Origin of the sequence: Ideonella dechloratans (assembly GCF_021049305.1) — a bacterium.
Lineage (GTDB): Bacteria > Pseudomonadota > Gammaproteobacteria > Burkholderiales > Burkholderiaceae_C > Ideonella > Ideonella dechloratans.
Window position 1 is genome coordinate 3,200,138 of the sequence record NZ_CP088081.1, and the last position, 16,575, is coordinate 3,216,712.

Here is a 16,575-nt window from a genome sequence, read left to right on the forward strand (position 1 = left end):
TGCAAATATACAGTTAGACTGTATATTTATACTCGCTCCAGGGGAATCGGACCAATGATGTGAATCGACCCCGTGGCCAGGTCGGCTTCTGGATCTGGACCAGGCACGGGCCCGGCTGCGCAGCGGTCCCTCTGATGGAAGCGATTCGTGTCAGTGAATCAGCCCAAAGCCGATTCCGGAAACGGCGACGGCCGTTCCCGCCAGCAGGGGCAGAAGAATGGCGGCGAACCCGGCCAGCGTCGTCGCATGCACGCGGCGCAGCGTGGCCCAGTCATAAGCGGCCGCAGCCAGGGTGAGCAGCAACATGCCAGCGCCCGCGAAGGCCGGCGCCAGTGCCAGCCCCGCGCCGATGATCGGCCAGAAGGCAAAGCGGGCGCAGGCGGGACCGATGATGGCAATGGATGCGAACAGCACCAGCCGCCGGTGCTCAGGCAGCCGCCGCCGCTTCACCACCGCCATGCCCACCAGCGCTGCGAACGAGAGCAGGCTCATGTAGTTGGCCCAGATGAACATGTTCTCCGGGTCCTGCGCCGACTGGATCTGCCAGGCCAGTGCGGTGTTCACCCAGGCGCCGGTGATCAGAACGGCAGGAACCACCAGAACCGTGGCCCACGCCGTCCGGACGTGAAGGCTCCTCCGGCCGCTGGCGGCGAACCAGGCCTGGGGCACCGTCAGCACGAACCACAGTGTCAGCGCGACCCCGTGAATCGCCAGACGCAGATGCAGCGGAATCTCGAGGAACAGCCCGCGCAGGTAGAAGCTGCGCGCAAATCCGACGAGGACCACGCACAGCAGAAAGGCATGGGCCCTCAGAAATGTCCTCGATTCCCTCTGCTGTGCGTTCATGGCCCGCTCCATTTCCAGACGGGCCGGCGGCCCCTCACTCCACCGTCACACTCTTGGCCAAATTCCGCGGCTTGTCCACATCCGTGCCGCGCGCGCAGGCGGTGTGGTACGCCAGCAGCTGCAGCGGCACCACGTGCAGGATGGGGCTGAGCGCGCCGTAGTGCTCGGGCATGCGGATGACGTGCACGCCTTCGCTGCTCTCGATGCGGCTGTCGGCGTCGGCAAAGACATAGAGCTGGCCGCCGCGGGCGCGCACTTCCTGCATGTTGCTCTTGAGCTTTTCCAGCAGGGCGTCGTGCGGGGCCACGGTCACCACCGGCATCTCGGCGGTCACCAGGGCCAGGGGGCCGTGCTTCAGCTCCCCGGCCGGGTAGGCCTCGGCGTGGATGTAGCTGATCTCCTTGAGCTTCAGCGCCCCTTCCAGCGCGATGGGGTAGTGCAGGCCGCGGCCCAGGAACAGGGCGTTTTCCTTGCGGGCGAAGGCCTCGGCCCAGGCCACCACCTGGGGCTCCAGCGCCAGCACGGCCTGCAGCGCGGAAGGCAGGTGGCGCATGGCTTTGAGGTGGGCGGCCTCGTCGGCCTCGCTCAGCAGGCCGCGCACCTGGGCCAGGGCCAGGGTCAGCAGGAACAGGCCGGCCAGCTGGGTGGTGAAGGCCTTGGTGCTGGCCACGCCCACTTCCACGCCGGCGCGGGTGATGTAGGCCAGCTCGCATTCGCGCACCATGGCGCTGGTGGCCACGTTGCAGATGGTCAGCGTGTGCGTCATGCCCAGGCTGCGGGCGTGCTTGAGGGCTGCCAGGGTGTCGGCGGTTTCGCCGCTCTGGCTGATGGTGACGACCAGGGTCTTCGGGTCGGGCACGCTGTCGCGGTAGCGGTACTCGCTGGCGATCTCCACGCTGGTGGGGATCTTGGCGATGCTCTCCAGCCAGTACTTGGCGGCCGAACCGGAGTAGTAGCTGGTGCCGCAGGCCAGGATGAGCACGCGGTCCACGTCCTTGAAGATGCGGTAGGCGCCGTCCCCGAACAGCTCGGGGGTGATGCTCTCCACGCCTTCGAGCGTGTCGGCAATGGCGCGCGGCTGCTCGAAGATCTCCTTCTGCATGTAGTGGCGGTAGGGGCCCAGCTCGGCCGCGCCGCTGTGGGCGTGCACGGTGCGCACCGCGCGCTCCACGGGGCGGAACTCGCCGCTGGCGTCACGGGCCACGATCCAGTGCTTGCCCAGCTGCACGTCCACCACATCGCCGTCTTCCAGGTAGACGATCTGGTCGGTGACGCCGGCCAGGGCCATGGCGTCCGAGGCCAGGTAGTTGGCACCGCCGGCGGCCGCACCGCCCAGGCCCAGGATGAGCGGCGAGCCTTCGCGCGCGCCCACCACGCGCTGCGGCTCGTCGCGGCAGAACACGGCGATGGCGTAGGCGCCCTTGAGGCGCCGGGTGGTCTGCTGCACGGCCTCGAAGAGGTCGCCGTCGTACAGGTGGTGCACCAGGTGGGCGATGACCTCGGTGTCGGTCTGGCTCTCGAAGACGTAGCCCTTGGCCTTCAGTTCGGTGCGCAGCTCTTCGTAGTTCTCGATGATGCCGTTGTGCACCAGGGCGATCTTGTCGCCCGAGAAGTGCGGGTGGGCGTTGGCCACGGCCGGCGCGCCATGGGTGGCCCAGCGGGTATGGGCAATGCCGATCAGGCCCTGCACGTCGTCCTGCTCGATGTGCTCGCGCAGCTCGGCCACGCGGGCGGTGGAGCGGCTGCGGCGCAGCGCGCCGTCCTGGATGACGGCCACGCCACAGGAGTCATAGCCCCGGTATTCCAGCCGTTGCAGGCCCTGGACCAGGACGGGAACCACATTGGCCGTGCTGACGGCGCCGACGATGCCACACATGAATCGCTCACTTGGAAGTTGACCCGCGGGTCGATGGTTGGCATCCTAGGCTCGCTCAATCCAAAGATGCTTTCTTGTTTTCATTCAAAATGAATGAAAATTTCTACAAACTCTGTTGTTGGCGTTTTATTTCATTTTTAAAAGATAGATGGAATTTCCAATCGCCATGGATGCCACCGACTGGCGCCTGCTGGACCTGCTGCAGGCCGATGCCGGCCTGACCAACCATGCGCTGGCCCAGGCAGCCCATGTGTCGCCCGCCACCGCGCTGCGCCGGGTGCGGCGCCTGCGCGAGGCCGGGGTGATCGAACGTTTCACCGCCCTGCTGGGCGCGCCCCTGGCCGGCCAGGGTCTGCAGGTGCTGTGCGAGGTGGTGCTGGACCGCCAGGGCGCCGAACACCTGGACGCCTTCGAGGCCCGGGCGGTGGACGAGCCCTTGGTGCAGCAGTGCTGGCGGGTGTCGCCGGGGCCGGATTTCCTGCTGGTGGTCTGGTCACCCGACATGCCCACCTTCCAGGCCCTCACGGCACGCCTGTTCACACAGGATGCGAACGTGCGCAACGTGAAGAGCTTCTTCGCGCTCAAGCGGGCCAAGTTCGACCCGCGGGTGCCGGTGGAAACGCTGGCCGACCGCGGCGATCAGGACGCGCGGCGGTAGCCGCCGGGCACCCCGCGGGGCGAGAGCACCCACTGCCAGAGCTGGATGTCGCGAGCCCGGAAGGCCCCGGCGCAGCACAGCAGGTAGTAGCGCCAGCGGCGGTAGAAGCGCTCACCCAGCTCGCCGGCAAAGCGCGGCCAGGCCGCCTCGAAGTTGCCGTGCCAGGCCATCAGCGTGCGGTCGTAGTCGGCGCCGAAGTTGTGCAGGTCTTCCACCACGAAGTGCGGCTCCACCGCCCGGCCGATGCGGGCGATGCTGGGCAGCTCGCCATTGGGAAAGACGTAGCGGTCGATCCAGGGATCGGTGCCCTCGGCCGTGTCGTTGCGGCCGATGGTGTGCAGCAGGAACAGGCCGTCCTCGGCCAGGCAGCGCCGGGCCACGGCCATGTAGTCGGGGTAGTTCTTGTGGCCCACATGCTCGAACATGCCCAGGCTGACGACGCGGTCGAAATGCTCGTCGAGCTCGCGGTAGTCCTGCAGGCGGAATTCCACCGGCAGGTGCGCCAGGCGCTGGCGCCCCAGGGCGGCCTGCTGCTCGGAGATGGTCACCCCCACGCAGTGCACGCCGTAGCGCTCGGCGGCAAAGCCCATGAAGCTGCCCCAGCCACAGCCGATGTCCAGCACCCGCATGCCCGGCTGCAGGCCCAGCTTGCGGCACACCAGGTCCAGCTTGGCTTCCTGAGCCTGGTCCAGCGTGGTGGCCTCACCCCGCCCTTCGGAGCCTTGCCAGTAGGCGCAGGTGTAGGTCATGCGCGCATCCAGCATGGCCGCGTAGAAGTCGTTGCCCAGGTCGTAGTGCTCGCGCCCCACCTGCCAGGCCCGGCGCGGGCTCTGCAGGTTCAGCAGCTTGGCGCGCAGCACATGCCAGGCCATGGACAGGCCGCTCATGTTCTCGCCCAGGCGGGCGCGGGTCAGGCGGGTGAACAGTTCGTCCAGGCGCTCGCAACTCCAGGCGCCATCCATGTAGGCCTCGCCGAAGGCCAGCGAGCCGCCGGCCAGCACCCGCTCGGCCACACCCGGCTGCAGCAGCCGGATGTCCCAGGGGCGCTCGCCATCGAGCCGCACATCGGCCAGGGCCAGCCATTGCCCCAGTGCGTCTTCGGCCGAAGACCGGCCGCCCTGACGCCCGCCGCCGGACGCCGCTTCGGAAATGACCTCGTTCATGCACAAGCCCTGTCATGGTGAAAGGGTGGGTGCAGATGCGGTGCCCCTGCCACATCGCAGCAAGGTGCAATGTGCGCCAATCCCGCACGGGATGCCAATGCAAAGTTTTGCGGCCCCGCATAGCCTGGGGCTATGGACGCTCGGCGGCTGTCAGCGTTCTCTGAATGTGGCGGGCCGTGAGCACCGCGGGCCTGCTCAACCCTGCTTGAGGACGACCAGCCCCTTGAGGTACTCCCCTTCCGGGAAGCACAGCGTGGTCGGGTGGTCGGGCGAGGCCTCCAGGCGCTGCAGCAGGTAGCCGTCCACCTGGGCATCCAGGCCGGCGCCGGCCACGATCTTGTGGAACAGCTCGGCGCCGATGCCACCCGAGCAGCTGAAGGTCAGCAGCAGGCCGCCGGGCTTGAGCAGCTTCAGGCCCAGGCGGTTGATGTCCTTGTAGGCGCGGCTGGCGCGGTCGGCATGGGCGGCGCTGGGGGCGAACTTGGGCGGGTCCAGCACGATGGCGTCGAACTGGCGGCCGTCCTTGAGCATCTGGCGCAGGGTGCCGTTCACATCGGCGTCCAGCGCGGTGTGGTGGGCCGGGTCGAAGCCGTTGAGCAGCACATGGGCGTTGGCCCGGGCCAGGGCCGGGCCGGAAGAATCGACGCTCACCACCTCGGTGGCGCCGCCAGCCAAGGCCGACACGCTGAAGCCGCCGGTGTAGCTGTAGCAGTTCAGCACGCTTTGGCAGCCGAACTGGGCCACCAGTTTGGCGAACAGCGCACGGTTCTCGCGCTGGTCCAGGTAGTAGCCGGTCTTGTGGCCCTCTTCCACGTCCACGGTCAGCTGGATGCTGTGCTCGCGCAGGGTGATGGTGGTGTCCCCGCCGCCGCGCAGCCAGCCCTTGGCGGGTTCCAGCCCCTCCATCTGGCGCACACCAGAATCGCTGCGCTCGTACAGGCGGGTGCAGCCCAGCGCGGCCGTTTCGGCCAGCAAGGCGTCCGCGATCTGGGCCTTCCAGCGCTCGGTGCCGGCCGAGAGAAACTGCACCGAGAGGATGTCCTCGTAGCTGTCCACGATCAGGCCGGGCAGGCCGTCGGCCTCGCCGTGGATCAGGCGCACACCATTGCTCTGGATGGCCAGACGCTGGCGCATGGCCACGGCCGCGGCAATGCGGCGCTGGAAGAAGCCCGCATCGATGCGCTCGGCCTCGTCGAAGCTCCAGGCCCGCACCCGGATCTGCGAGCTGGGGCTGAAGGACGCCCAGGCCAGGAAGTGGCCATCGTGGCTTTCCACCCGCACCGTCTCGCCCAGGTCGGCCTTGCCCTTCTCCACGCTGCCGGCGAACACCCAGGGGTGGCGGCGCAGCAGCGAACGTTCTTTTCCTTCGCGCAGGCGGATCACTTTCATGATCGCCATTTTCGCCTGCGGACCCGCCGGGCGGCCAGGTCCGCCGACGATCGGTCAGCCGCGCTGGCGGCGCCAGACCAGCAGCGCGAAGCCCAGGGCCGAGAGCAGCACCGCCACCGCGGCCCAGCCGCTGGCCAGCTCCTGCAGGCGCAGCAGGGCGTCCTGGCCCAGCAGGCCGGGCAGAGCCGCCAGATCCGGCTGCGGACTGGCCAGGGACGACAGCACGTCCTGGCGGTGGCGCAGGGGCAGCAGGGCGTCGCCCACCCGCTCGCTGAAGGTCTGCAGCGCCTGCAGCACCTCGGGATGGCCATAGCCCTTGGCCAGGATGGAGCCGCCCAGACCCCAGCTCACCCACAGCACCGGCACGCCCCAGCGCTTGAGCCAGGCCGCCGCAGCCATGGTCAGCAGGGCCACCGGCGCGATCCAGAAGCTCGCCAGCAGCGAGCCCAGCAGCAGGCGCAGGGCGCCGGCGCCGGCCACGGCGGCCACCTCGTGCCAGGGCACGCCGGCCAGGGCGCTCCAGCCGAAGCCGCGCGCCACCACCATCAGGGCCACCACCAGGCCGCTGGGCACGGCCAGGGCCATCACCAGCAGGGGCAGCAGCACCAGGTGCATCAGCACCGTGGCGCCCACGGCAGCGCTGTCGGGCACGGGCAGCGAGCGCCAGAACTCGATGCTGCGGTCCTGCCAGTCGCGCCGGGCCATGCCGCCGGACTGGATGTAGGCCACCAGCCAGCCCACGCCGGCCATCACCGCGGCATAGACGCCCGCGGTGAGCAGCAAGGTGGCCACGACATGGTCGTCCTCGCCCAGCTGCACCTGACCGAACTGCAGGGCCAGCAGGCTGATGCCCAGCGGAATCAGGGCAATGAGCCACCAGCGGCTGCCGTGCTGCATCCATTCACGCAGCAGCAGGGTCTGAAAGGTCTGCATGGTCGGTCCTCCGGTTCAGCGCGGGATCGTGGGGTTGAGCTCGGGCGCGCGGGTGAGCGCGACGAACAGGTCCACCAGGCTGGGGCGCATGCGCTGGCCCAGGGCCTGCACCTCGGGCGGCGGCGCGCCGTCGAACAGCGCGGCCGACTGGCCCTGCTGGCGGTAGCGCAGGATGGGGTGGGCGGCGGCCACCGCGTCGGCGGCAGCCGGGTCGTGGCTCAGGGCCACGAAGCGCTCGTCCACCTCGGCCAGCGGGATGTTGAGCACCAGCCTGCCCTCGCTGAGCATCAGCACATCCGACAGCAGCGACTCCACCTCCTCCACCTGGTGGGTGGAGATCAGCACGCTGCGTTCGCCGTCGCACCATTCGTCGATCAGCATCTCGTAGAAGGCCTTGCGCGAGAGCACGTCCAGGCCCAGCGTGGGCTCGTCCAGCACCATCAGCCGCGCGTCGATGGCCGCCACCAGGGCCAGGTGCAGCTGCACCACCATGCCGCGCGAGAGCGTCTTGACCTTGTCGTTCAGGCCGACGCTGGTGCGCTTGAGCAGCTGCCGGGCGCGCTCGGCCGAAAAGTTGGGGTGCAGGCCGGCCATCAGCGTGATGAGCTCCGAGGCGCGGGCCCAGCGCGGCAGGATGGCCACGTCCGGGATGTAGCACAGCGACTGCAGCAGCGCGGTGCGCTGGCGCTGCGGCGACAGGCCCAGCACGCTGAGCTCGCCCTCGTGGCCGGTCAGGCCCACCAGGGCCCGCATCAGGCTGGTCTTGCCGGCACCGTTGTGGCCCAGCAGGCCGACAACGCGGCCGGCGGGGATCTCGAAATCCAGCCCGTCGAGCACGCGCTTGCTGCCGTACTGCAGGCCCAGGCCACGGGCCCGGATCAGGGGTTCGCCACTCATCATGCCTCCCAATCGAGTTCTTCCGGACGCAGGCCCAGCCGGCGCAGACGCAGCCGCAGCTGGGGCCATTCCTGTTCGAGAAAGCGCTGCCTCTCCAGCATGCGCAGGTGTTCGCGTGCCCCGGTCCGCACGTACAGGCCCAGGCCGCGGCGATTCTCCAGCAGCCCGTCGTCGCTCAGGGCCTGCAGGGCCCTCCCTACGGTGAGGGGGTTGAGCAGGTAGCTGCTGGCCAGCACGCGCACCGACGGCATGGCCTCGCCCTCGCGCGGCTCGCCGTCGAGCAGGCGGCCGGCCAGCTGGTCGGCCAGCTGGCGGTAGATCGGTTGACGGTCATCCCAGTGCATGGGGGCCCTCCTGAAGGCTGGTGACGTGTGCTGGTGACGTAACACACTGTAGGACTTGGACCCGCCCGCCGCGAGCCCGATGCGACAGACTGCAGGGCGGGCCGATGAACTGCAGCCACGCGCCCTGTCACCCAGGTGCGGGATGGCGGGGCCGGCGCGGCACTGGCAGCATGCGCCCCGCACACAAGACACCTCTGGAGGAACCATGAGCCTGAACATCCCCCGCCGCGCCCTGCCCGTCCTGCTGATTCCGCTGGCCCTGGCCGGCTGCGGCAAGGTGCAGGAGGCGGCCAGCGAAAAGGCCGCCGAGAAGATGATCGAAGCCACCATCAACAAGGACGGCAGCAACGCCAAGGTGGACATCCACGACGGCGGCGTGAAGGTGCAGGGCACCGACGAGAAGGGCCAGTCCTTCAACATGGAGATGGGCAGCGCCAGCATCAGCGAGAAGGACCTGGGCATCCCCTTCTACCCCGGCGCCACCGTGGCCCCCAACCAGAGCAGCCGCTTCGTCAACGGCGGCAACGAGATGCTGCAGGTGGAGCTGAACAGCCCCGATGACGCCAAGAAGGTGAGCGACTGGTACCGGGCCCAGCTCAAGGGCAGCACCGAGGGCAAGATGGTGATGGACCAGACCGATGCCCAGGGCATGTCCATGACCATCACCGACAGCAAGACCGAGAGCAGCATGATCATCGGCGTCAAGGCCACCGAGGGGCAACCGGGCAGCACGATCAGCCTGGTCCACAGCCGCAAGGCCGCCGCCAAGGGCTGAGTCCGCCCTCAACCCTTACGTATATCAACGTAAGACATTCCCCGTACCATCGGTGGATGTCATGGACTGAAGACCGGGCCCGGCGGCGGGCCACCGTGGAGGATGCCCTCGCCCTGGTGCGCGATGGCGACTGGATCGTGGTGCCCATCGGCTGCGGCGAGCCGCCGGCCCTGCTGGAAGGCCTGTCGGCCCGGCGCCAGCGCTTTCAAGGCGTGCGGGTGGTGCAGATGCTGCCGCTGCGCCGCTTCGACTACTTCGACCCGCAGACGGTCGCCCACGTGCAGCCGGTCTCGATGTTCCTGGGCGGCCCCTCGCGCCCGGGCGCGCAGGCCGGCTGGCTGCCGCTGATCCACACCCACCTGTCCGAGGCACCGCAGCTCTTCGCCCGCGGTGAAGTGCCGGCCGACGTGGTGTTCGCCCTGGCCTCGCCGATGGACGCCGAAGGCTGGTTCCACCTCGGGGTCTCAGCCGACTACACGCTGGCCGCCCTGGAGCGGGCCCGCAGCGTGGTGCTGGAGGTGAACCCCCACGTGCCGCGCACGGCCGGCCCGGCGCGGGTGCATGTCTCCCGGGTGAGCGCCTGGGTGGAAGACGACCGCCCGCTCTTCACCCTGCCCCCCTCGGAGATCGGGCCGGTGCAGCAGGCCATCGCCCGCCACGTGGCCCCGCTGATCGAGGACGGCGACACGCTGCAGATCGGCATCGGCGGCATCCCGGACGCGGTGGTGGCCCAGCTGCAGGGCAAGCGCGACCTGGGCGTGCACAGCGAGATGATCGGCGACGGCCTGCTGAGCCTGATCGAGAGCGGCGCGGTGACCAACCGGCGCAAGAACTTCATGCCCGGCAAGATGGTGGCCACCTTCGCGCTGGGCTCGGAAAAGCTCTACCGCTTCCTGGACCGCTGCCCGGATTTCGAGCTGCACCCGGCCGACTTCACCAACGACCCGTGCATCGCCGGCCAGAACGACCGGCTGGTGTCGCTCAACGCCACGCTGCAGGTGGACCTGCTGGGCCAGTGCGGCTCCGAGAGCCTGGGCGCCCTGCCCTACTCCGGCACCGGCGGCCAGAGCGACTTCGTGCGCGCGGCCAACCGCTCGCGCGGGGGCAAGGCCATCATGGTGCTGCCCTCCACCGCCAAGGGCGACACCGTCTCGCGCATCGTCCCCACGCTGAACCTGGGCACCCATGTGAGCACCGGCAAGAACGACGTGAACTACGTGGTGACCGAGTACGGCGTGGCCCGGCTGCGCGGACGCCCCTCGCACGAACGGGTGGCGGCCCTGATCGCCATCGCCCACCCGGCCTTCCGCGAGGAACTGCAGGCCCAGGCGCGCGCCCTGCACCTGGTCTGAGGCGGCCTCAGCCGCCGCCGGACTTGCGCTTGGCCCGCGGGTGGGCCGCGTCATACACCTTGGCCAGGTGCTGGAAGTCCAGCTGGGTGTAGATCTGGGTGGTGCTGATGCTGGCGTGGCCCAGCAGTTCCTGCACCGCGCGCAGGTCGCCGCTGGACTGCAGCAGGTGCGAAGCGAAGCTGTGGCGCAGCATGTGCGGGTGCACCGAGGTGGGCAGGCCCGCGGCCAGGGCCAGCTGGCGCAGCCGGCTGCGCACCTGGCTGTCCGACAAGCGGGTGCCGCGCTGGCTGACGAAGAGTGCCGGCTCGCCCGGGGCGGCCAAACCACCGCGCTGGGCTTCCCAGTCGGCCAGGGCCTTCAGCGCATGCGAGCCCACCGGCACGCTGCGGCGCTTGCGGCCCTTGCCCAGCACATGGACGGTGGCATCGTCGGCGTCCACCCAGCCAGCGGCCTCGGGCCCGGGCCGGGCGTCGAGCGAAACCAGCTCGCCCACCCGCAGGCCGCTGCCGTAAAGCAGCTCGACGATGGCGTGGTCGCGCGCGGCCAGGGCCGGGTCGCTGGCCTCGGGCACCTGGCTGGCCAGGGCCACGGCCTGGTCCACCGGCAGGGCCTTCGGCAGCGGTTTGGGCGCCTTGGGCGGGCGGATGCCGTCCACCGGGTTGAGCGCCACGCCACCACGCCGGCCCCACCAGCGGTACAGGCCGCGCCAGGCCGAGAGCTGCAGCGCCAGGCTGCGCGGCGAGAGGCCCGGCCGCTCACCGGCGCCATGCAGCTGGGCCAGCAGTATGCGCACATGGTGGGGCTGCAGCCGCTCCAGCGGCACGGCCAGGCGCGCCGTGCCGCGCACCAGGCGGCGCAGGGCATCGGTGTAGAGCGCCAGGGTGCGCTCGGCCACGCGCCGCTCGACCTTCAGGTGCTCGAGATAGCGCAGCACGACCTCCGGCAGCGCCAGCGCCCCATCGGCCCCGTCCGGCTCGTCCGGCCCGTGCGTCGAAGGCGCCACCGAGCCGTGGGCGCTCATCGCCGGCTCACTCGGCCAGCAGCAGGCGGCCCATCGCCGCGCTGGCGATGTCGCCCACCTGTTGCAGGAATTCGGTGCCCATGTCGTTCTGGTAGCGCAGTGCGTCGGGCGAGCCCAGCACCAGCAGGCCGAAGCACTCGCCGGCCGACTTGCCCAGGCGCAGCGGAATCATGGCCAGCGACTGGGCCGGCGTGGCGTCACCCAGCCATTGGGCGGCCTCGAACTGGGCGTTGAGGCCGCAGTAGGGCTGGGACAGGCTCGAAGCGAAGGTCTTGACGTCCTCGCTGGCGCCCTGGGCCCAGGGCAGGTGGGCATAGGCCGGGGCCACACCCCAGACGCGCACGGCCGCCTGCGGGATCAGGAACTCGTGCTTGAGCTCGGCCACCAGCACCTCGCCCAGCATCACCGCGCTGCGCGCCAGCATCACGGCGCAGGTCCAGCGGTGCATGCGCTCGGCGATCTGCACGTTCTCCTGGCCGGCGCGGATCATCTCCATGATCTTGCGCTCCAGGCCCTTGATGCGCTCGCGCAGCATCTCCATCTGCCGCTCCTGCAGCGAGACGGCGCGCTGGCCGTGGGGGCTGGTGAGCTGGATGGTGGCCAGCAGCTCGGCCTGGCGCTCGAAGAAGCCGGGGTTGTTGGCCAGGTAGTTGGCGATGTCCTGTTCGGTGATGCCGTGCACCCCGTTCTCGTTGCTCGTCACAGCTCGATCTCTCCTTCAAAGACGGTCACCGCGGGACCGGTCATCATCACCGAATGGCCCTCGCCGGCCCAGCTGATGGTCAGCACGCCGCCGCGGGTGTGCACATCCACCGTGGCATCCAGCCAGCCCAGGCGGATGCCGGCCACCACCGCCGCGCAGGCACCGGTGCCGCAGGCCAGGGTCTCGCCCGCGTCGCGCTCGAACACACGCAAGGCCACCTCGCTGCGCGAGCGCACCTGCAGGAAGCCGGCGTTGACCTTGCGCGGGAAACGCGGGTGGGCCTCGATCTTCGGGCCCCAGTCGGCCACCGGGGCGGTGGCCACGTCATCCACCCGCAGCACGGCGTGCGGGTTGCCCATGGACACCAGGGCCACCTCGGCCTGCGCCCCCTCGCCCAGGTCCAGCGGCCACAGCGGCATGCCGTTCACCTCGCGCGGCACCAGCCCGCTGGCGTCGAACGGTAGATCGGCCGGCGCGAAGCGGGGCTGGTTCATGTCCACCGTCACCCGGCCGTCGGGCTGCAGGGTCAGCGTCAGTCGGTTGTTGACCGTCTCCACGCGGATGGTGGTCTGGTCGCTCAGCCCGTGGTCGTGCACATAGCGCACGAAGCAGCGCGAACCGTTGCCGCACTGCTCCACCTCGTCGCCGGTGGCGCCGTTGAAGATGCGGTAGCGGAAGTCCACGCCAGGCGTCTGCGCGGCCTCGACGACCAGGATCTGGTCGGCGCCCACGCCGAATCGGCGGTCGCCCAGGAGCTGCAGCTGTTCCCGGCTGAGCGCCAGCGGCGCGCGGGTGGCGTCCAGCACGACGAAGTCGTTGCCGGCGCCGTGCATCTTGGTGAAGTGCAAACGCATGGGCGGATTATCCGACGCCCCGAGGGCCTGCCTCACACGGCACCGCGGGGAATCAGTAGATCCTGGCCTCGCCCTCGGGCCGGGTCTTGAAGCGGCGGTGCACCCAGTAGTACTGGGCCGGCTGCTCGCGGATGCGGGCTTCCAACCAGCGGTTGAAGGCCGCAGCCGCCTGCGGCAGGTCGGGGTTGTCGAAGCCCTCGGGCGCCTCGCAGAAGCGCACCACATAGCCCTGTCCGCGCGGCAGCATGGTCACGACGATGGGCTGCACCAGCATGTGCATGGACTGGGCCATGCGCGCCGGCGCCAGCAGCGTGGCGGCCGGCACACCGAAGAAGGGCACGAAGGCCGCGTCCTTGGTGCCGAAATCCATGTCCGGCAGGTTGACGAAGCCCGCACCCTCCTTCTGGATGGCGCGCAGCACCGGCCGGATGCCGGCCTGGCGATCGAACAACCGGGCCTGGCCGAAACGGGCCCGGGCCTTGAGGAGGGCCTCGTCGAAGACGGCGTTGCTCTGCCGCTGGTAGATGGTGATGGCCGGCTTGCTCTGCTTGAGCATCAGCGCCGGGGCGGTGTAGTCCAGCCCCACGAAATGCGGCAGCAGCCACATCACCGGCCGGCCGGTGCGCTCGGCCAGGTGGATGTCGCCCTCGATGCGCACCATGCGCAGCAGGCGTTCCTCCGAGGCGAACCAGAGGTAACTGTGCTCCAGGAAGCCGCGCGCCACGGCACCGAAGTGCTCGCGGGCCAGGCGCCGCCGGGCGGCCTCGTCCAGCTCCGGAAAGCACAGGGCCAGGTTCTTGAGCACCACCTTGCGGCGCGAGCCGGCCAGGCGCCACAGCAGCGCCCCCACGCCCTCGCCGATGGCCGCCAGCAGCGGCAGCGGCAGCCAGTGCAGCAGCCACATCAGGAAGACGATGGCCTGCGATCCCCAACGCTTGATCATGCTTTGGCTTCTCCGGCGCTCGCCTCGACGCGCCGTGGTTGTTTGTAGCGGTTGTAGCCCCAGAGGTACTGGTCCGGGCAGTGGCCGATGACCCATTCCATGGCCTGGTTGACGAGGGCGGCCGACGCCTCCTCGCCGCTGTCGGGCAGGGGCTGGGGCAGCGGCCGGTAATGGATGGCAAAGCCCTGCCCGCCCGGCAGGCGCTCGCACCAGGTCAGCACCACGGCGCAGCCGGTCTGCTGGGCCAGGCGGGCCGCCAGCGTCATGGTGTAGGCCGTGCGGCCGAAGTACGGCACCCAGACGCCCTGCCCGTCCGGCGGCACCTGATCGGGCAGCAGCCCCACCGTTTCGCCCTTGCGCAGGGCCCGCAGCATCTGCCGCACGCCCGAGAGATTGGCCGGCGCGGCCTGCATGCCCGGCGCCGTGCGGGAGTAGGTCTGCCACTGCGCCAGCATGGCCTGGCGGGCCGGGCGATACAGCACGGTGATGGGCTGGCGCTGGCCGTAACGCTCGGCGTAGCCGCGGGCGGCGAACTCGAAGGCGCCCAGGTGGGGCGTGAGCAGCAGCAGGCCCTTGCCGGCCTGGATGGCCTGCTCGACCAGTTCCTCGCCGTCCCACTGGATCAGCGCGCCCAGCGGGCGGTCGGCGGTGCGGAACCACAGCCAGGGCACCTCGGCCGACATGCGACCGGCCTGGGCCACCGCGGCCCGGGCCTGGGCCGGCGTGAGACCCGCCTGCCGGGCATTGGCCGCCAGCCGGCGCCGGTAGCTGGGCGAGGCCGCCCAGACGATCCAGCCCAGGACCGCCCCACAGAACTGCACCAACCCGAGGGGCCAATGCGCCACCCAACGCAGCAATAACATCATGCTTCAGCTAAGATTCCGGCATCGCCGAGTTAACAGGACAACTTGCGGGGCGATTGGCACGGTCTTCCACCGATGCCTGCAGAGCCGATTCTCCAGAATCGTCTGACCAAATGCCGCTAAAGCGTTCGCCGCTCCCAGGGTTGCCGAGTTGGACGACGCTCCTTTGACACGCAACCGAAAGTAGAACCACAGTGGCGAACGATTATCTCTTCACCTCCGAATCGGTCTCGGAAGGCCACCCCGACAAGGTCGCCGACCAGATCTCCGATGCCATCCTGGACGCCCTGCTGACGCAGGACCCCTACGCCCGTGTCGCAGCCGAGACGCTGACCAACACGGGCCTGGTGGTGCTGGCCGGCGAGATCACCGCCAAGGAAGGCACCAACGTCGACTACATCCAGGTCGCGCGCGACACCATCAAGCGCATCGGCTACGACAACACCGAGTACGGCATCGACTACAAGGGCTGCGCGGTGCTGGTGGCCTACGACAAGCAGAGCGCCGACATCGCCCAGGGCGTGGACCGCGCCAGCGACGACTACCTGAACATCGGCGCCGGCGACCAGGGCCTGATGTTCGGCTACGCCTGCGACGAGACGCCCGAGCTGATGCCCGCGCCGATCTACTACGCCCACCGCGTGGTCGAGCGCCAGGCCCAGCTGCGCAAGGACGGCCGCCTGCCCTTCCTGCGCCCGGACGCCAAGAGCCAGATCACGATGCGCTACGTGGACGGCAAGCCCCACAGCATCGACACCGTGGTGCTGTCCACCCAGCACAGCCCGGACCAGTCCGAGACCGCCACCAAGATGAAGGCCAGCTTCTACGAAGCCTGCATCGAGGAAATCATCAAGCCGGTGCTGCCGGCCGAGTGGCTGCAGGACACCAAGTTCCTGATCAACCCGACCGGCCGCTTCGTCATCGGCGGCCCGCAGGGCGACTGCGGCCTGACCGGCCGCAAGATCATCGTGGACACCTACGGCGGCGCCTGCCCGCACGGCGGTGGCGCCTTCTCGGGCAAGGATCCGACCAAGGTGGACCGCTCGGCCGCCTACGCCGCGCGCTACGTGGCCAAGAACATCGTGGCCGCCGGCCTGGCCCGCCAGTGCCAGATCCAGGTGAGCTACGCCATCGGCGTGGCCCGCCCGATCAACATCACGGTCTACACCGAAGGCACCGGCGTGATCTCCGACGAGAAGATCGCCGCCCTGGTGAACGAGCAGTTCGACCTGCGCCCGAAGGGCATCATCCAGATGCTGGACCTGCAGCGCCCGATCTTCGCCAAGACCGCCGCCTACGGCCACTTCGGCCGCGAGGAGCCCGAGTTCACTTGGGAGCGCACCGACAAGGCCCAAGCGCTGCGCGCCGCAGCCGGGTTGTAAGCAGCGGCTGCACACCGCCTTGCCCATGCAGGCCACCTCCGGGTGGCCTTTTTCATGCCCGGGGGACACAGCTGGTAGCACATGCGCCGTCCGCGGACCCTTCAAGCGGAGGCAGGATGACCGAATTCCAGGCATCACCTGCCGCAACCCTGGAGGCATCATGCGCCCCACCACCGACCCTTCCGCCTGGCTGGCCCAGGCCGACCCCTGCTCGGCACGGGAGGCCTGGGATCTGTTCGCCGCCGCCGCCACGCTGCGCAGCGTGGGTGTGTACCGCTGTCAGCCCAGCGCCGATGGACGGACCGTGAAGTTGACGGTCAGGCATGTGCCGCAGGCCCTGGTGCTGTACGGCCTGACCGGCCGCCAGCGCTTGGTGGATGCCTTGATGGCGTGGTGCGAGGCGGAGTTGCCCCAGGTGACATTGCCCGAGATCACCGTGCAACCGATGGCGTCGACCACGGCCAGCAGGCGGCCGGGCATGGATTCGATCCAGCCCGTGCAGACCGCAGGACAAAGGACCGGTTTCCGATTCCCCGCCGCCTGACGGGCCGCGGTCAGCCGGGCCTGCGGCCTCTT

17 protein-coding genes are annotated in these 16,575 nt (G+C 69.6%); 5 read left to right on the forward strand and 12 right to left on the reverse strand.

The window, feature by feature from the left end:
- Positions 1-150 precede the first annotated feature (150 nt).
- Positions 151-846: a hypothetical protein gene (locus tag LRM40_RS14825; protein ID WP_151123990.1), complete on the reverse strand. Its 696-nt coding sequence runs from the start codon at positions 844-846 to the stop codon at positions 151-153.
- Positions 847-880: 34 nt separating this feature from the next.
- Entirely contained in the window at positions 881-2,722 is a 1,842-nt protein-coding gene (gene glmS / locus LRM40_RS14830) for a glutamine--fructose-6-phosphate transaminase (isomerizing) (RefSeq protein WP_151123989.1), read from the reverse strand.
- Between the two features lie 148 nt (positions 2,723-2,870).
- On the opposite strand from glmS, the gene LRM40_RS14835 reads away from it, so the two are divergent.
- Entirely contained in the window at positions 2,871-3,380 is a 510-nt protein-coding gene (locus LRM40_RS14835) for an Lrp/AsnC family transcriptional regulator (protein WP_151123988.1), read from the forward strand.
- On the opposite strand, the gene cfa is transcribed toward LRM40_RS14835, so the two are convergent.
- From cfa to LRM40_RS14860, 5 genes are all read right to left on the reverse strand, one after another.
- Entirely contained in the window at positions 3,362-4,543 is a 1,182-nt protein-coding gene (cfa, locus tag LRM40_RS14840; RefSeq protein ID WP_151123987.1) for a cyclopropane fatty acyl phospholipid synthase, read from the reverse strand. The genes LRM40_RS14835 and cfa overlap by 19 nt on opposite strands.
- Positions 4,544-4,738: 195 nt before the next feature.
- Positions 4,739-5,932, reverse strand: a complete 1,194-nt coding sequence (locus LRM40_RS14845; protein ID WP_151124010.1) for a class I SAM-dependent rRNA methyltransferase — start codon at positions 5,930-5,932, stop codon at positions 4,739-4,741.
- A 54-nt stretch (positions 5,933-5,986) separates the two neighbouring features.
- Positions 5,987-6,865: a hypothetical protein gene (locus LRM40_RS14850; protein WP_151123986.1), complete on the reverse strand. Its 879-nt coding sequence runs from the start codon at positions 6,863-6,865 to the stop codon at positions 5,987-5,989.
- Positions 6,866-6,880: 15 nt separating this feature from the next.
- Positions 6,881-7,765, reverse strand: a complete 885-nt coding sequence (locus LRM40_RS14855) for an ABC transporter ATP-binding protein (protein ID WP_231067575.1) — start codon at positions 7,763-7,765, stop codon at positions 6,881-6,883.
- Positions 7,762-8,106 (reverse strand): GntR family transcriptional regulator, encoded by a 345-nt coding sequence (locus LRM40_RS14860; RefSeq protein WP_151123984.1) that lies wholly within the window; start codon positions 8,104-8,106, stop codon positions 7,762-7,764. Before LRM40_RS14860 ends, LRM40_RS14855 begins: the two co-directional genes overlap by 4 nt.
- Positions 8,107-8,311: 205 nt before the next feature.
- Between LRM40_RS14860 and LRM40_RS14865 the strand changes: the two genes are divergently transcribed.
- Together LRM40_RS14865 and LRM40_RS14870 are read left to right on the forward strand one after the other, a co-directional pair.
- Entirely contained in the window at positions 8,312-8,881 is a 570-nt protein-coding gene (locus tag LRM40_RS14865) for a hypothetical protein (RefSeq protein WP_151123983.1), read from the forward strand.
- A 56-nt stretch (positions 8,882-8,937) separates the two neighbouring features.
- Complete coding sequence (locus tag LRM40_RS14870; protein ID WP_151123982.1) at positions 8,938-10,233, forward strand: acetyl-CoA hydrolase/transferase family protein; 1,296 nt, start codon at positions 8,938-8,940, stop codon at positions 10,231-10,233.
- Between the two features lie 7 nt (positions 10,234-10,240).
- Here the strand turns inward: LRM40_RS14870 and LRM40_RS14875 are convergent, their stop codons facing one another.
- The 5 genes from LRM40_RS14875 to LRM40_RS14895 are packed head-to-tail and all read right to left on the reverse strand — an operon-like array spanning position 10,241 to position 14,620.
- Positions 10,241-11,254 carry a tyrosine recombinase XerC gene (locus LRM40_RS14875; protein WP_151123981.1) on the reverse strand — a complete coding sequence of 338 codons (1,014 nt, stop codon included), beginning with the start codon at positions 11,252-11,254 and terminating at the stop codon, positions 10,241-10,243.
- Between the two features lie 7 nt (positions 11,255-11,261).
- Positions 11,262-11,957, reverse strand: a complete 696-nt coding sequence (locus tag LRM40_RS14880; RefSeq protein ID WP_151123980.1) for a DUF484 family protein — start codon at positions 11,955-11,957, stop codon at positions 11,262-11,264.
- Positions 11,954-12,811 (reverse strand): diaminopimelate epimerase, encoded by an 858-nt coding sequence (dapF, locus tag LRM40_RS14885; RefSeq protein WP_151123979.1) that lies wholly within the window; start codon positions 12,809-12,811, stop codon positions 11,954-11,956. The genes LRM40_RS14880 and dapF overlap by 4 nt, the downstream gene beginning before the upstream one ends.
- Positions 12,812-12,863: 52 nt before the next feature.
- Complete coding sequence (locus LRM40_RS14890) at positions 12,864-13,754, reverse strand: lysophospholipid acyltransferase family protein (RefSeq protein WP_151123978.1); 891 nt, start codon at positions 13,752-13,754, stop codon at positions 12,864-12,866.
- Positions 13,751-14,620: a lysophospholipid acyltransferase family protein gene (locus LRM40_RS14895; protein WP_151123977.1), complete on the reverse strand. Its 870-nt coding sequence runs from the start codon at positions 14,618-14,620 to the stop codon at positions 13,751-13,753. Before LRM40_RS14895 ends, LRM40_RS14890 begins: the two co-directional genes overlap by 4 nt.
- A gap of 191 nt (positions 14,621-14,811) precedes the next feature.
- Between LRM40_RS14895 and metK the strand changes: the two genes are divergently transcribed.
- The gene (gene metK, locus LRM40_RS14900; protein WP_151123976.1) at positions 14,812-15,999 is read left to right on the forward strand and encodes a methionine adenosyltransferase; all 1,188 of its coding nucleotides are present in this window, start codon (positions 14,812-14,814) and stop codon (positions 15,997-15,999) included.
- Positions 16,000-16,159: 160 nt separating this feature from the next.
- Positions 16,160-16,543, forward strand: coding sequence for a hypothetical protein (locus LRM40_RS14905; RefSeq protein ID WP_151123975.1), 384 nt, complete (start codon positions 16,160-16,162; stop codon positions 16,541-16,543).
- The last annotated feature ends 32 nt before the right edge of the window (positions 16,544-16,575 follow it).

Excerpts from the sequence above, each read along its gene's own strand:
- LRM40_RS14855 (WP_231067575.1), bottom strand. The coding sequence starts at position 7,765 with ATGATGAGTGGCGAACCCCTGATCCGGGCCCGTGGCCTGGGCCTGCAG.
- LRM40_RS14845 (WP_151124010.1), bottom strand. The coding sequence starts at position 5,932 with ATGAAAGTGATCCGCCTGCGCGAAGGAAAAGAACGTTCGCTGCTGCGC.
- LRM40_RS14860 (WP_151123984.1), bottom strand. The coding sequence starts at position 8,106 with ATGCACTGGGATGACCGTCAACCGATCTACCGCCAGCTGGCCGACCAG.
- LRM40_RS14895 (WP_151123977.1), bottom strand. The coding sequence starts at position 14,620 with ATGATGTTATTGCTGCGTTGGGTGGCGCATTGGCCCCTCGGGTTGGTG.
- LRM40_RS14850 (WP_151123986.1), bottom strand. The coding sequence starts at position 6,865 with ATGCAGACCTTTCAGACCCTGCTGCTGCGTGAATGGATGCAGCACGGC.
- LRM40_RS14835 (WP_151123988.1), top strand. The coding sequence starts at position 2,871 with ATGGAATTTCCAATCGCCATGGATGCCACCGACTGGCGCCTGCTGGAC.
- LRM40_RS14905 (WP_151123975.1), top strand. The coding sequence starts at position 16,160 with ATGCGCCCCACCACCGACCCTTCCGCCTGGCTGGCCCAGGCCGACCCC.
- LRM40_RS14865 (WP_151123983.1), top strand. The coding sequence starts at position 8,312 with ATGAGCCTGAACATCCCCCGCCGCGCCCTGCCCGTCCTGCTGATTCCG.
- glmS (WP_151123989.1), bottom strand. The coding sequence starts at position 2,722 with ATGTGTGGCATCGTCGGCGCCGTCAGCACGGCCAATGTGGTTCCCGTC.
- dapF (WP_151123979.1), bottom strand. The coding sequence starts at position 12,811 with ATGCGTTTGCACTTCACCAAGATGCACGGCGCCGGCAACGACTTCGTC.
- LRM40_RS14875 (WP_151123981.1), bottom strand. The coding sequence starts at position 11,254 with ATGAGCGCCCACGGCTCGGTGGCGCCTTCGACGCACGGGCCGGACGAG.
- LRM40_RS14870 (WP_151123982.1), top strand. The coding sequence starts at position 8,938 with ATGTCATGGACTGAAGACCGGGCCCGGCGGCGGGCCACCGTGGAGGAT.
- LRM40_RS14825 (WP_151123990.1), bottom strand. The coding sequence starts at position 846 with ATGAACGCACAGCAGAGGGAATCGAGGACATTTCTGAGGGCCCATGCC.
- cfa (WP_151123987.1), bottom strand. The coding sequence starts at position 4,543 with ATGAACGAGGTCATTTCCGAAGCGGCGTCCGGCGGCGGGCGTCAGGGC.
- LRM40_RS14890 (WP_151123978.1), bottom strand. The coding sequence starts at position 13,754 with ATGATCAAGCGTTGGGGATCGCAGGCCATCGTCTTCCTGATGTGGCTG.